The organism is Corynebacterium sp. 045007 (assembly GCF_040743205.1).
In the GTDB taxonomy this organism is placed as follows: Bacteria; Actinomycetota; Actinomycetes; order Mycobacteriales; family Mycobacteriaceae; genus Corynebacterium; species Corynebacterium jeikeium_D.
Genome location: NZ_JBFLKW010000006.1, coordinates 1 through 13,191 on the forward strand (window position 1 = coordinate 1; position 13,191 = coordinate 13,191).

The following is a 13,191-nucleotide window of genomic DNA, read 5'->3' on the forward strand; positions in this document are numbered from 1 at the left end:
GACACCAGCTACCAACACAACCTCGGCATCCAAAAAGGCTGGATCAAATAACCGCAACACGCCCGGAAAAGACACACTTTTCTTTACTTAACCCAAAAAGGCCCACCCCGGCGACGCGCCGGGCGGAAACACAAAAACCCTCGGCCCGGAAAAACCTGGCCGAGGGTTCTACTTGGGGTGACTGACGGGACTCGAACCCGCGACACCCAGGATCACAACCTGGTGCTCTACCAACTGAACTACAGTCACCATTACCGCATTAAAGGAGCTGTATTCTCAGCTCATCTCTGCAGCGAACTATATGGTAGCCCACAGTGGGCTGGAAACAAAAACAGCAGGTCAACCCGGATAAATTTGGGAAAGGGTGGGGTTTGGGTCGTCGTAAAGCGAGCTAGCCGCGAATCTCACCGTACTTTTCCGTCGATTCCTTGCTTGCGGCAGAAATAGCGTCGCCTTCGGGGCCGGGGTGGGGCAGAAGCATGGCGCGGCGGTAGTAGTCCAGCTCGCGGATCGACTCCTTGATATCTGCAAGAGCTCGGTGAGCGAGACCCTTTTCTGGAGCGCCCTTGAGGACCTGGGGGTACCAGCGGCGGGCAAGTTCCTTGAAGGAAGAGACATCAATCATGCGGTAGTGCAGGTGCTGGTCGAGCTCTGGCATGTAGCGGTGGATGAACTTGCGGTCGGAGGCAATCGAGTTGCCTGCCAGTGGGGCGGTGCGCGGCTCGGGAACCCACTGACGGATGTAGTCCAAAACAGCCTGTTCGGCGTCGGCGACATTAGTCTTGCTGTCGCGAATTTCCTGATCCAGGCCGGACTTCGCATGCATCTTGGTGACGAAATCATCCATCTGCGCCAATTCGGTCTCGGACGCGTGCACGACGATGTCCACGCCTTCCCCGAGGACGTTGAGGTTGGCATCGGTGACGAGAGCCGCGATTTCGACAATGACGTGGCGCTCGGGTTCGAGGCCCGTCATCTCACAGTCAATCCACACGATGCGGTCGAGCTCAGGGGAGAGCTGGAGGTCGGGATCGGGCTGAGCCATGATTTCACCTTTCGCTGAGATTCGGCATGATTCTGCAGTGCGCCTTATTTTGTGCCCGGACTGGGCTGTGGGGCACACGCTGACTACGCCCAGCTTAGCGATGTGGATTGTGCTGTGGTCGGGCGTGTGGATTGCCGTGTGGTTTGTGGAGCGAATTGTGGGGGAAACGAAATTAACTGGAAAGTAAGATCTTAGAATTGGACAACGGGGCATGAACTAAATCGACCTATTTGCCTGATAAAATTACTTCTGAGTTCGGATTCCAACGGGAGAAATAGTTACATGGATGAGACGAGGCGTGTTGGCGACGCTGCTCAAAGCACCACCGCGGCACAGAAACCATCCGTCGATGATGTCATCATTGCCGCTGCGCGCGAAAGCGTAATGACTGTGGGCTTGCGTAGGACTTCGATTGCAGAAATTGCTCGCAAGGCAGGAGTTTCGCGTCCGACCGTATATCGTCGATACGCTGACATTGGTGAGCTTCTGGGGGAAGTGACCAACCGCGAAATCCTGCACATGCTTGAGGGGCTCCGCTATGTCCCTGGCGATTCGCGCGCTCGCATGTTGCTGCGTATTCGAATCGTCGTTCAACGCATCATCGAAAGTGACTTTTTCCCTGGCCTGGTCAAGACAGATCCCGACCGTGTCTTAGAAGCGCTCACTGGAGAGATGAGCGATACACAGCTGGAAATTGTGGAGAAATTCATTCTCCCCGGTGTCCGTCACGGGCAGGAAGACGGCACTATTCGCGAGCACGATCCATATCTGCTGGCGCGCAACATTTACCGTCTGATTCAGACGATGGTGCTGGTGTGGCGCCCGGATGGCAAGGATGCGACGCTAGACAAGGAATCTGTCGAAGAGGTCGTCGACATGGTTGACCGCTACTTGCGCCCGGATCCTGCGGATAACAAGAAGAACTAAGAAGTAAAAACCCGCCTGACACTGGTATAGAACCAGGCCAGGCGGGTTAATTTTGCGCCCCCAGAAGGATTCGAACCCTCGACCAATCGGGTAGAAGCCGACTGCTCTGTCCACTGAGCTATGGAGGCTAGCTAAGAAAAGCATTGTAGCGTCTCTAATGTAGCCAATCACAACCGGTTCTGTTCTAGGGACTTTGGTCGCTAAGCTTAGGGCTATGACTGCCACGACCAAGGCCGAGACCTCTCCGCCTGTTAGCAAGGATAAGAAAGTCCGTAAATCTGCTAGTTGGTACGTTGTTTTTGTGCTTATCGGCGGCGTTCTAGCTGGTTTGCTCTCGATGGCGTTCAACATGGATTCGCGCGCCACGTTGGGTATTCCCGATCCCGGCACAATTACCACCTTCGGGTTCCCGTTCGCGAAGGCGGCCGGTGAGCTGCTCGCTTGCCTCGGTGTCGGTTCGTTTATGCTCGCCGCTTTCGGTACGAAGCAGCGTGCCGACGGCACTTTGGGCCTCGACGGCTACACGGCATCCCGCACGGGTATGTGGGCCATGCTCGGCTGGGGCCTCATGGCGCTGATGGAGATTCCGCTGGTGCTCTCCGATGTGTCGGGCCAGCCGCTGTCGACGACGATTCAGCTGAGCAACTGGGCTGTGTCCTTGGAGCAGACCAAGGAGGGCTTGGCGTGGCTGTGGGTAGCTATTTTTGCGGGCATTGTGGCGCTTGGTTCATCACTGACTCGTAAGTGGATTTGGCAGCCGGTGTTCTTCGCCATCAGCTTGGTGTCGATGATGCCGCTGGCTGTTGTAAGCCACAACGCCTCCGGTGGTGCCCATGACTACGGCACTAACTCCTACATCTGGCACTTGACCTTCACTGTGTTTTGGGTCGGCGGTTTGATGGCGCTGGTTGGCCACGCGCGTCGTCGTGGTGAATGGATGCCAGAAGTAGTGAAGCGCTATTCTTTCGTGGCGTTGGTGGCTTTCATCGCCATGTCTGCCTCCGGCTTCATTAACGCAGCCATCAACATTGACTGGTCTGACCTGGTCAGCAACAACTACGGCATCATGGTGCTGGTCAAGGCTGTGCTTACCATCTTCCTGGGGCTATGTGGCTATGTGCACCGCAAGATCACCATTCCGGAGATTGAGCGCGCTCAGTCGAATCGTCCATTCTGGCGTCTGGCCATTGTCGAGGTCATCATCATGGCGCTGACGATCGGCGTTGCCGTGGCTCTGGGCCGTACTCCGCCGCCACCGAATTTCTCTGAGCAGGCCGGTGGTGAGGGTCTGCCGTCGATTACGCAGATGCAGGTCAAGCTCGGTTACAACCTGGAAATCCCATTCGGTTGGGAGGCCATGTTCACGCAGTGGCGCTTTGACATCTTCTTCGGCTCTGCCGCCATCATTGCCGCGTGGATTTACCTGTACTGGCTCTACCTGCTGAAGAAGCGCGGCGGTACCTGGCCACTGTCCAACACCCTGTGGTGGCTCGCCGGCTGTGCCACGTTGCTGTTTACTTCGTGCAGCGCGCTGGGCGTGTACATGCCGGCTCTGTTCTCGGTTCACATGATCGCCCACATGCTTTACTCCATGGGCATTCCGGTCATGCTGGTGCTGGGTGGTCCGGTCACGCTTGCGTTGCGTGCGCTGAAGCCGGCCGGCCGCGATGGTCTGCCTGGTATTCGTGAGTGGCTGGTGGTCTTCATCAATAACCCGGTGTCGCGTTTCCTCACGCACCCGGTTGTGGCAACGGTGCAGTTCGTCGCAGGTTTCTACCTGCTCTACATGACACCGATTTACGACTTCCTGGCTGATGAGCACGCGGGCCACGTGTTCATGAACATCCACTTCTTGATTTCCGGTTACATCTTCTACTGGGTCATTATCGGTGTCGATGCTGCACCACAGCAGATTGAGCCGTCGGTCAAGCTGGTCACGCTGATGGGTTCGTTGCCGTTCCACGCTTGGTTCGGTATTTCGCTGATGCAGTCGCAGCAGGTGCTTGCCGAGGCCTATTACGCCAGCCTGGATCTCCCTTGGGCAGTGAATCTCCTGGAAGATCAGAACGTTGGTGGTGCCGTCGCGTGGGCTGCCGGTGAGGTTCCGCTCTACATCGTCACCGTTGCGCTGTTTGTACAGTGGCGGCGTTCCGATGAAAAGGATGCAGCCCGCTACGACCGCGTCGCAGACCGCAACAATGATGAGGAGTTGGCCGCTTACAACGAAATGCTCGCTCGCATGAGCCAGCAGGTCGGTGTTGGTGGCGAGGATGAGCGCGATTACTACACCTCGGAGGTTGACGCGCAGCATCCGGTGCACATGGATAATCCGATCGATGCCTCGAAGAGGCGCGGAAGGTAGCGTCGTTAAGCTGATTTTGCATGCTTGACGACGAGGATTGCCGCGACTTCGCCCCTCAACTTCATACGTAGCCTGTGGATAGTTGTCTTTTCGACAAACTTATCCACAGGCTTTTTATGTACCTCTTTCATTTGTTTCTCGAAGCCGGAAAAGTAAATGGCACGGCACGAATGAGACACCTTCGAATTATTCGGCCGCAGTAGGTAAACGCTTTCTTTGGGGGAGGAGCCCGATGTCTGAGGCAGTTATTACCGTGGTGGGCAATGTGGTCCATCATGTGGAAAATCGAAATACCAATTCTGGGGCAAAGGTCTGCAAGTTTTCTGTGGCATCCAGCAAGTCATGGAAGGGGGAGAATGGTTGGGAGCAGTCGGAGACGTCATATTTTGATGTTGAATGCTGGGGCAAGCTCGCCGAGAACGTGAATAACACGGTGTGGAAGGGCCAAGCCGTCATTGTCCACGGTCACGTCCGCACGGACCGTTGGGAGGGCGATGATGGTACGAAGCATCAGCGCCAGAAGATCATTGCCAAGGCGGTGGGGCCGAATCTGCGCCGTCACCTGGCAACGGTGAAGACTATGACTGAGAAGCCGCATGAGTCGCCGACTGGTCTTGGTGAGGCATCGACTGGGGATTCGGAAGCTTCGGTTACTGAGACAGTTGCGTCTCAGGCCGGGGCCGTGCGCACCTTCGCTGCTGGTGCGGGCGGAGCTGGTGAGGCTGGGGACACCGGTGCAGCCAATTCTGAACAGCAAGAAATGGCTGGTGCAGGAGTCAGCGCGCCGTTCTAACCCAGCAGCCAGTACATCGTTGCAGAGCGGAATGAGGGGGGAGCCGCTGAAAGAGCGGAAAGAGGGGAGGGGTAATTACTGCACGTGAGGTGACGCTGCTGAGAAAGGGGAGGGATCGCATACGATTCGGCAGCGTTATCTCGCAGCTAGTTTTGCTAGCAGCCTGGCAGAGATTTTGGTGGGAAAGGATTGCGGGTACGCCCATGTAGATTGTGCCTTTTGGTTCCTATGCGTAACCTCTACAGGGATTGCTTATTTCCTTTCTACGAGGGGACGAAATTCCACCATGGGTGAGTTCATCTACCAGATGAAAAACGTGCGCAAGGCGCACGGCGATAAGGTTATTCTCGACAACGTCACCATGGCGTTTTACCCGGGCGCAAAGATCGGCGTGGTCGGTCCGAACGGCGCAGGTAAGTCGTCGATTCTGAAGATTATGGCTGGCCTGGATCAGCCGAGTAACGGTGAAGCTTTCCTGGAGCCGGGCGCCACTGTCGGCATCCTCCTGCAGGAGCCTCCGCTGAATGAGGAGAAGACCGTTCGCGGCAACGTCGAGGAGGGCCTTGGCGACATCTTCGAGAAGAAGGCTCGTTTTGAAGCCATCGCCGAGGAGATGGCCACCAATTACACCGACGAGCTCATGGAAGAAATGGGCAAGCTCCAGGAGGAGCTCGATGCCGCTGATGCTTGGGAGCTGGATTCCAAGATTGAGCAGGCAATGGATGCGCTTCGCTGCCCGCCGGCGGACGAGCCGGTGACTCACCTCTCCGGTGGTGAGCGTCGTCGTGTAGCACTGGCGAAGCTGCTGCTCTCCGAGCCGGACCTGCTGCTTCTCGACGAGCCGACTAACCACCTGGACGCCGAGTCCGTGCTGTGGCTCGAGCAGCACCTGGCTAAGTACCCGGGTGCCGTCCTGGCCGTGACCCACGACCGTTACTTCCTGGATCACGTCGCTGGCTGGATCTGTGAGGTCGACCGCGGCAAGCTCTACCCGTACGAGGGCAATTACTCGACTTACCTGGAGAAGAAGGCTGAGCGCCTCGAGGTTGCAGGTAAGAAGGACGCCAAGCTGCAGAAGCGCCTGAAGGACGAGCTGGCGTGGGTCCGCTCGGGTCAGAAGGCTCGCCAGGCCAAGAACAAGGCTCGCCTCGAGCGCTACGAGCAGATGGTGGAAGAAGCCGAGCAGTACAAGAAGCTCGACTTCGAAGAAATCCAGATTCCTACCCCGCCGCGCCTGGGTAACCAGGTTGTCGAGGTCAAGGACCTGGAGAAGGGCTTCGATGGCCGCGTCCTGATTAAGGACCTGTCGTTCACCCTGCCGCGTAACGGCATCGTCGGTGTGATTGGCCCGAACGGTGTGGGTAAGTCCACCCTGTTCAAGACAATCGTGGGTCTGGAGCAGCCGGATTCCGGTGAGGTCAAGGTCGGTCAGACTGTTCAGCTCAGCTACGTTGACCAGGGTCGTGAAAACATCGATCCGGAAAAGACCGTCTGGGAGGTCGTCTCTGATGGTCTCGACTACATCGTGGTCGGCCAGAACGAGATGCCGTCTCGTGCGTACCTGTCTGCATTCGGTTTCAAGGGTGCGGACCAGCAGAAGCCGTCGAAGGTTCTTTCCGGTGGTGAGCGCAACCGTCTGAACCTCGCGCTGACCCTGAAGCAGGGCGGTAACCTGATCCTCCTGGATGAGCCGACTAACGACCTTGACGTCGAAACCCTGTCTTCGCTGGAAAACGCACTGCAGAACTTCCCGGGCTGTGCCGTGGTCATTTCCCACGACCGTTGGTTCCTGGACCGCACCTGTACCCACATCCTCGCATGGGAAGGCAACTTCGAAGAGGGCAAGTGGTTCTGGTTCGAGGGCAACTTCGAGGGCTACGAGAAGAACAAGATTGAGCGTTACGGCGAGGAGGCTGCACGCCCGTCGCGCGTCACTCACCGTCGCCTGACTCGCTAATCTGTTTCTCGCGAATCTGATTTTTGCCAACGGCAAAGTCCGGAACCTTGTGGACTGGCTCGCACCAGTGCACAGGTTCCGGGCTTTCGCGTTTTTCGCAGGATCGTAGCTCCAGAAAACGCCTATAGTTCTGGGTATGACTGAATCAGCACCATTTCGTACCAACGTCGCTATCCGCTGGTCTGATTTCGATCAGTATGGCCACGCCAACAACACCGCTTTCCTGGAATACGCCCAGCAGGCTCGTCTGGACTTTGTGATGCGCGGTCTCGGCGGCGGGGCAGGGATGCCTGCGGCAGTGGTGCGTCGCCTGGAGATTGACTACGTCCGCGCTATTTTGCCGGACACCCAGGAAGTTGTGGTTGAGACCGAGATTATCAACTTCGGTCGCACCTCTTTCACACTTCGCCAGACAATCTCCGACCAGCATGATCACATCGTTGCTGTGCTCGAAACCGTGATGGTGATGTTTGATCTCAAGACTGCGAAGGCAGTCGAGCTCTCCCCGTCTGCCCGCCGTGAACTGGAGCGTTTTGCAGCTCCCGCAATCGAAGACAACAAGGAAGACCAGGACAAGTAATTCGCCGTGACCACTTTTCATCCCGCTGCCGAGCTGACCTTCGGCACTCCCGATGCCCTGAAGAACCTGGGCGTCCTGGCCCATAAGGCCTACGCCCTCGACGAGAGCACGTTGCTACGCATCCGAGCACGTAAGACCGCCGCCGCTGGTATCAGTTCCTCGTCGGCACCTAACGCTGCGCCCGCAATGTCGCAGGTATGGGTGAAGACCCCAATCGGCCCGCTCGCCATGCGCACGATTGCGCTGCACGCGCTTCCCGACGACATCATCGTCACCGCCGCGGAGATTAAAGACATCGCAGTGCGTGCCTTTGCGCAGGCAAAAACTGCTGAGGACGAAGAGGAGAAAGAAGCTTCGCTCACCGCGATGCCATACCGCGTGCATGCGCAGTCGGCGTCCTCCTGGCCGGGATTCCTGCCAGTGCCGGAAGGATGGCAGGTTGTCGACTATGTTCCAGCGACTGCTTTCCGGACTCTCGAGAAGCAGGGGCGCGCGGTCGCCGTCGAATCTTCCGGCCCGATGGGCATGCCACCGTCTCTGCTGGACCAAAAGGTTCTCACTGTCAGCGGCGGTACCGGTGAAGCCACTGTTGATACAGGGGAGGGGCAGTCGCAGGCGACGTCGAAAAGCGTCGTGGACGTGACCATGCGGGACGTGTTTGCGCTGTGCACGATGGGCTTCATCCCCGAGCAACCGGATGAAAAAGAGCCGGTGCGCGTGTCCACAAAGGGACGGTGGCACCGGCTGGATGGGCGGTTTGGCTCGATCTTTACGCTCGAGTCCTTTGGCGTGCTGCCGCTGCTGAACTAGCGGCGCAGGGCCTAATTCCTACTGCGCGTCGAAGCGGTTGATGAGCATGTCAGCAACCTGCACCATGTGGTTCCACATGGCTTCGCGCTGGGGGCGGGGGAGCTCGTCATCGGAAATATCTGCGAGTGAGGCGCTCATGATTTCCAGCCAGCGGTCGCGTTCGGCCTCGCCGATGGAAAACGGCATGTGGCGCATGCGCAGGCGCGGATGACCACGCTGTTCGCTGTAGGTGTGCGGCCCGCCCCAGTACTGGACGAGAAACATACGTAGTCGATCCTCGGCGCCCTCCCAGTCATCGCTGGGGTACATCGGGCCGATGAGGTCATCGGAACGCATGCGCGTGTAAAAACCATGGACGATGCGATTGAAGACATCCTCGCCGCCGACGGAGTCAAAGAGCGTCTGAGAAGTTGTCATGGCACCAAGTCTATCGACTTGATGCCACGAAAACGATAACGGCCAAAGTGCCGGCCGAAATCACTTGTTACTTCGCGTCGAACTCGCGGGCGCGGAGAGCGAGCTTCACCAGGAACTGCTGCTCAGAAATGATGCGCTTGACCGGCGACGCAGTCTCCTCGCTGTCGAGCAGGCGCTGAGCGGCCGCGATTGCCGACTCGCTGATCTCCCAAGTGGGGTAGAAGCCCTCGAGGAGAGTCTGGGCCGTCTCGGAGGAGAACTGCTTCCACCAGCTGTTGGCAACAGCGAAGAAGTGCTCCGACAGCGAGGTTGCCGACTGCACCGCGTTGATGGTGACACGGGAGTCGTCGTCAAGCGCCTGCGCGAGCACCGCACCCGAGCCCGGCGCGTTGAAGCCGGCCAGCAGGTGGCGAATGACAAGGTTCGACGGGGCGTCGTCGCCGGAGACAGTCGCCTCAGCCCAGACGCGGGCCTTGTTGGCGAGCGTCGGCACGGAGGCGCGGCAGGCGATGGCGGCCTGCGCGCCGAGTGCTGAATTGTCGGTCTTTTCAAGCTCTGCGATGGCCTCCTCGCCTTCGAGACCAGCGGAAACCAGAGCCTTCAAGGCGCGCCACTGCATGTCGGTGTCGACAGTGACAGCGGGGAAGCCAGCCTTGTCGGCGTCGCCGGCGTAGATGGCGCGCAGTGCGTCGGCGACGTCGCTATTCGACGAGCCCACGGTAGCCAGAGCGTTAACGAAAACCAGGGCGCGGTCGGCGTCGGTTTCCTTCTTCGCGTAGTCCAACAGACCCTGAGCCAGCAGATCGCGGCCGGTGGACTCGGCCCACTGAGGATCGGCGTAGACGTTGACGGCGCTGACCGCCTGAGCGATGACGCGCTCCAAGACGGAGAGCTTATCCTCGCCCGGGATGCCGCGAAGCACCAGGTTGACGAAGTCGCGAGCGCGCATCTGGCCTGCGCGAACCATCTGCCAGGTGGCGGACCAGCACAGTGTGCGCGCCATCGAATCGGTGAAAGCGCCGATGTTGTCGATGACGGTGGCAAGCGAGCCTTCGTCCAGGCGAATCATGCTGTAGGTGAGGTCGTCGTCGTTAACCAGCACGACGTCGCCAACTGGTGTGTCGACCAGATCTGGGACATCGGTGCGGGCACCGCGGACGTCGATTTCCACGCGCTTGGTGCGCTCAAGTACAGCGTCCGCGCCGGTGCCGCGCAGGTTGTAGATGCCCACTGCGATTCGGTGATCACGGAGTTCACCGGCACCCGGCTCGGCGCCTTCCTGCGTGACTGCGAAGGAGGTGTACTTGCCGTCCTCTTGATGGAACTCTGGCGCCAGGGTGGTGATGCCGGTGGTGGTCAGCCACTGATCGGCCCAGCCAGACAGATCGCGACCGGAGGCCTCGGAGAGCGCCTCCAACAGATCCGCGAAGGTGGCGTTGCCAAAGCGGTGGCGGGAAAAGTGAAGACGAGCACCGGCGAGGAAGGCGTCCTGACCAACGTAGGCGGCCAGCTGCTTGAGGGTGGACGCGCCCTTGGCGTAGGTGATGCCGTCGAAGTTCTGCTCGACGGTGTCAATGTCGCTGGCATCGGCGGCAATCGGGTGCGTCGACGGCAGCTGATCCTGCTTGTAGGCCCAGGCCTTCTCTACGTTGGCGAAGGTGGTCCAGGCGTGGCTGTAATCGGAAACCTCAACCTGTGCGGCGGCAGCCGACCAGGTAGCGAAGGACTCGTTGAGCCAGAGATCATCCCACCACTGCATGGTGACCAAATCGCCGAACCACATGTGAGCCATCTCGTGCAGGATGGTGTCGTTGCGGCGCTCGTAGAGGTAATGGGTGGGCTTGGAACGAAAGACGTACTCGTCGCGGATGGTCACGCAGCCGGCGTTTTCCATCGCACCCATGTTGTATTCCGGGCAGAAGATCTGGTCGTACTTGCCGAACGGGTAGGGCTCGCCGAAGTGCTTGGCGTAGAAGTCGAAGCCTTCCTTGGTCTCCTTGAACAGAGTGTCGGCATCGAGGTACTCGGCGATGGACTGGCGGCAGTAGATTCCTAGCGGAATGGTCAGCTCGCCGTCCGGCTGGTGCTCGGCAGGGGTTTCCGGGTGCGGTGCGACAGTGCCGGTCAACGAGTCAGTGACCTCGTGCCACGGGCCCGCACAGACTGCGACGAGATACGTCGACAGCGGAACATCCACCGAGAAGTCGAAGGTATCGGCCTCATTGCCGTGGACATCGGTGGTGGCGCCGGTCTTGGCCACCGAGTTGGAAACAACCTTCCAACCCTTCGGTGCCACGACGTGGATTGAGTACGTCGCCTTCAAATCCGGCTGGTCAAAGCAGGCGAACACGCGCTTGGCATCGGCAGTTTCAAACTGCGAGTACAGGTATGTTTCGCCGTCGGCAGGATCCTGGAACCGGTGAATGCCCTGGCCGTTGTTGGTGTAACGGCAGTCCGCGTCGATAACGACGGTGTGGTCACCTTCGGTCAGGTCCACGTTAATGCCGGTCTCGCTGGCATAACGAGCGGCCTCCGTGGCATCGACGCCGTCGATGGTCACACTCTTAACAACCGCATCACGCAGGTCAATAAAGGTGGAACCAGCGCGCTTCGCCGTCAGAGAAATTGTGGTCTTGGAAGCGAATGTTGGTGCGCTGTGCGGCCCGCCGACTGGTGCGGTCGTGAGGTCAAGAGAGATGTCGTAGTGGGACACCTTGAGCATGGCCGCACGGTCGGCGGCCTCGGTCCTGGTTAGGTTCGTGGAAGTCATGCGACAAGTGTAACCACGACCCCGGATTGGGAATCGGGCGGTAGCGGGGTGAGCGGGGCGACCTCGGCTTCCTCGCTCATTCCGCGTCGATTGGGGGGCGGTCGCATTGGCGATCGATTGGCGGTCGAAGGGACGAGATTTTGGCTTCTTCGGCATGCGAGCAAAACCGATTGTGAATACACTTCGTTTCATGTACGAACTCAGTGATGATGCAAGCAAGGTTGAACGGGTCAACGCGGCGTGGGATCGCATTGAGGCGAAGCTTGGCGACGATGCCCTGGAGGCTCCGGCGACAGAAGCGGAACTGGATCAGCTTGAGGCTGACCTCGGAGTAAAACTGCCAGACTACGTGCGAGCTTCGTGGCTGCGGCACGCGTCTGTAGACGGTGAGCCGTGGGACGGTGGCTGGATTGCGCCGCCGAAGTCGATTCTGAACGACTACAAGCTGTGGACTCAGCTGCAGGCAGACGGCGACTTTGATGATTTTGAAGCCGAAAGCATGGACAGCGCCGACTCGGATGGCAAGTGGTATCACGAGGCATGGATTCCACTGGTCATGGACTTCGGCGGAAACAACTACTGTCTGGACATGCGCTCGGGGAAGATGGTCTCCATGGACCACGAGGTGGGCTCGGAGTTCCTGGACTACGCCGACTGGCCTGCCTACCTGGAGGCTGCTGCTGATTCCCTGGAGGCTACGGGCTTGCCCTGGAACGGCTAGGTAAGCAATCTGGACGGCGTCCGATGGGGGGGGGGGAGCCAGTTAACGCCGGGGCCGGTAGAACTTCGGACCCATCCGAATTCATGAATGCGAACCGAAAAATTCCGCCCTATAGTCGTTGATAAGTCAATCAATGCTTTAGGAGGACTTTCACATGAGCAATCGAGACAAGGTCACTTTTTACTTCGACGTTTCCTGCCCGTTTTGCTGGGTGACATCCCGCTGGATTAAGGAAGTCGAAAAGGTCCGCGACATCGAGGTCGAGTGGAAGCCGATGAGCCTGTCAGTACTCAATGAAGGCCGCGACGAGCTGCCGGAAGAGTACAAGTTCATGATGCAGTGCAACTGGACCCCGGCACGCCTGTTTAATGCAGTGTTCTCCCAGGATGGTCAGGAGGCCGTCGACAAGCTTTATACCGCGCTGGGCACGAAGATTCACAACGAAAACCGCATCGATCGCCATGCGCATGTCGACGAGCCGGAGCACGCATTCGACGAGCTGATTAAGGAAGCCCTCGCAGAGGTTGGACTGCCGGAAGAGCGCCTGGCACAGGCCCTGACTACCGAGTTCGATGAGCTCATGCGTGAAAACCACGCAGAGGCCATGAAGGAGGTCGGCAACGACGTCGGCACTCCGGTGGTCAAGCTCAACGACGTTGCCTTCTTCGGTCCGGTGCTTACCCGTATCCCACGCGGCGAAGAAGCCGGCAAGATTTTCGACGGCTCGGTTGCCGTCGCCAGCTACCCGTACTTCTTCGAAATTAAGCGCTCCCGGACTGAGGACCCGCGCTTCGACTAAGAAAGCAGTA

Annotated in this window: 12 protein-coding genes and 2 tRNA genes; 9 read left to right on the forward strand and 5 right to left on the reverse strand. The window is 58.7% G+C overall.

Features of this window, described 5'->3' with window-relative positions; translation table 11 throughout:
* Window positions 1-173 precede the first annotated feature (173 nt).
* Window positions 174-249: transfer RNA gene (locus tag AB1Z34_RS04545), tRNA-His, on the reverse strand.
* 142 nt (window positions 250-391) lie between these two features.
* On the reverse strand, window positions 392-1,045 hold the full coding sequence (gene orn / locus AB1Z34_RS04550) for an oligoribonuclease (RefSeq protein WP_016422281.1): 654 nt from the start codon (window positions 1,043-1,045) through the stop codon (window positions 392-394).
* Here orn and AB1Z34_RS04555 point away from each other — a divergent pair.
* Both AB1Z34_RS04555 and AB1Z34_RS04560 read left to right on the forward strand, forming a co-directional pair.
* Window positions 1,044-1,232, forward strand: a complete 189-nt coding sequence (locus AB1Z34_RS04555; RefSeq protein WP_042388509.1) for a hypothetical protein — start codon at window positions 1,044-1,046, stop codon at window positions 1,230-1,232. The two genes, orn and AB1Z34_RS04555, sit on opposite strands and share 2 nt — an antisense overlap.
* 95 nt (window positions 1,233-1,327) lie before the next feature.
* The gene (locus tag AB1Z34_RS04560) at window positions 1,328-1,972 is read left to right on the forward strand and encodes a TetR/AcrR family transcriptional regulator (RefSeq protein WP_016422282.1); all 645 of its coding nucleotides are present in this window, start codon (window positions 1,328-1,330) and stop codon (window positions 1,970-1,972) included.
* A 55-nt stretch (window positions 1,973-2,027) separates the two neighbouring features.
* On the opposite strand, the gene AB1Z34_RS04565 is transcribed toward AB1Z34_RS04560, so the two are convergent.
* Window positions 2,028-2,100, reverse strand: a tRNA-Arg gene (locus tag AB1Z34_RS04565).
* A gap of 86 nt (window positions 2,101-2,186) precedes the next feature.
* Here AB1Z34_RS04565 and AB1Z34_RS04570 point away from each other — a divergent pair.
* From AB1Z34_RS04570 to AB1Z34_RS04590, 5 genes are all read left to right on the forward strand, one after another.
* Window positions 2,187-4,334, forward strand: coding sequence for a cytochrome c oxidase assembly protein (locus tag AB1Z34_RS04570; RefSeq protein WP_016422283.1), 2,148 nt, complete (start codon window positions 2,187-2,189; stop codon window positions 4,332-4,334).
* A gap of 232 nt (window positions 4,335-4,566) precedes the next feature.
* On the forward strand, window positions 4,567-5,127 hold the full coding sequence (locus AB1Z34_RS04575; protein WP_016422284.1) for a single-stranded DNA-binding protein: 561 nt from the start codon (window positions 4,567-4,569) through the stop codon (window positions 5,125-5,127).
* Window positions 5,128-5,413: 286 nt separating this feature from the next.
* Window positions 5,414-7,084 (forward strand): energy-dependent translational throttle protein EttA, encoded by a 1,671-nt coding sequence (gene ettA, locus AB1Z34_RS04580; RefSeq protein WP_016422285.1) that lies wholly within the window; start codon window positions 5,414-5,416, stop codon window positions 7,082-7,084.
* 136 nt (window positions 7,085-7,220) lie between these two features.
* Entirely contained in the window at window positions 7,221-7,664 is a 444-nt protein-coding gene (locus AB1Z34_RS04585; protein ID WP_016422286.1) for a thioesterase family protein, read from the forward strand.
* Between the two features lie 6 nt (window positions 7,665-7,670).
* Window positions 7,671-8,474, forward strand: coding sequence for a hypothetical protein (locus AB1Z34_RS04590; protein WP_016422287.1), 804 nt, complete (start codon window positions 7,671-7,673; stop codon window positions 8,472-8,474).
* Window positions 8,475-8,492: 18 nt separating this feature from the next.
* Here the strand turns inward: AB1Z34_RS04590 and AB1Z34_RS04595 are convergent, their stop codons facing one another.
* Both AB1Z34_RS04595 and pepN read right to left on the reverse strand, forming a co-directional pair.
* On the reverse strand, window positions 8,493-8,891 hold the full coding sequence (locus tag AB1Z34_RS04595; RefSeq protein ID WP_016422288.1) for a globin: 399 nt from the start codon (window positions 8,889-8,891) through the stop codon (window positions 8,493-8,495).
* Between the two features lie 67 nt (window positions 8,892-8,958).
* Window positions 8,959-11,661, reverse strand: coding sequence for an aminopeptidase N (gene pepN / locus AB1Z34_RS04600; RefSeq protein ID WP_367157981.1), 2,703 nt, complete (start codon window positions 11,659-11,661; stop codon window positions 8,959-8,961).
* A gap of 190 nt (window positions 11,662-11,851) precedes the next feature.
* Between pepN and AB1Z34_RS04605 the strand changes: the two genes are divergently transcribed.
* Window positions 11,852-12,382, forward strand: coding sequence for an SMI1/KNR4 family protein (locus tag AB1Z34_RS04605; RefSeq protein ID WP_367157982.1), 531 nt, complete (start codon window positions 11,852-11,854; stop codon window positions 12,380-12,382).
* Window positions 12,383-12,536: 154 nt separating this feature from the next.
* On the forward strand, window positions 12,537-13,181 hold the full coding sequence (locus AB1Z34_RS04610; protein ID WP_016422291.1) for a DsbA family protein: 645 nt from the start codon (window positions 12,537-12,539) through the stop codon (window positions 13,179-13,181).
* The last annotated feature ends 10 nt before the right edge of the window (window positions 13,182-13,191 follow it).

What these genes read in the sequence shown, in the direction of transcription:
- AB1Z34_RS04595 (WP_016422288.1), bottom strand. Translation starts at nt 8,891, where the DNA reads ATGACAACTTCTCAGACGCTCTTTGACTCCGTCGGCGGCGAGGATGTC.
- AB1Z34_RS04555 (WP_042388509.1), top strand. Translation starts at nt 1,044, where the DNA reads ATGATTTCACCTTTCGCTGAGATTCGGCATGATTCTGCAGTGCGCCTT.
- pepN (WP_367157981.1), bottom strand. Translation starts at nt 11,661, where the DNA reads ATGACTTCCACGAACCTAACCAGGACCGAGGCCGCCGACCGTGCGGCC.
- AB1Z34_RS04575 (WP_016422284.1), top strand. Translation starts at nt 4,567, where the DNA reads ATGTCTGAGGCAGTTATTACCGTGGTGGGCAATGTGGTCCATCATGTG.
- AB1Z34_RS04560 (WP_016422282.1), top strand. Translation starts at nt 1,328, where the DNA reads ATGGATGAGACGAGGCGTGTTGGCGACGCTGCTCAAAGCACCACCGCG.
- orn (WP_016422281.1), bottom strand. Translation starts at nt 1,045, where the DNA reads ATGGCTCAGCCCGATCCCGACCTCCAGCTCTCCCCTGAGCTCGACCGC.
- AB1Z34_RS04570 (WP_016422283.1), top strand. Translation starts at nt 2,187, where the DNA reads ATGACTGCCACGACCAAGGCCGAGACCTCTCCGCCTGTTAGCAAGGAT.
- AB1Z34_RS04605 (WP_367157982.1), top strand. Translation starts at nt 11,852, where the DNA reads ATGTACGAACTCAGTGATGATGCAAGCAAGGTTGAACGGGTCAACGCG.
- AB1Z34_RS04585 (WP_016422286.1), top strand. Translation starts at nt 7,221, where the DNA reads ATGACTGAATCAGCACCATTTCGTACCAACGTCGCTATCCGCTGGTCT.
- ettA (WP_016422285.1), top strand. Translation starts at nt 5,414, where the DNA reads ATGGGTGAGTTCATCTACCAGATGAAAAACGTGCGCAAGGCGCACGGC.
- AB1Z34_RS04610 (WP_016422291.1), top strand. Translation starts at nt 12,537, where the DNA reads ATGAGCAATCGAGACAAGGTCACTTTTTACTTCGACGTTTCCTGCCCG.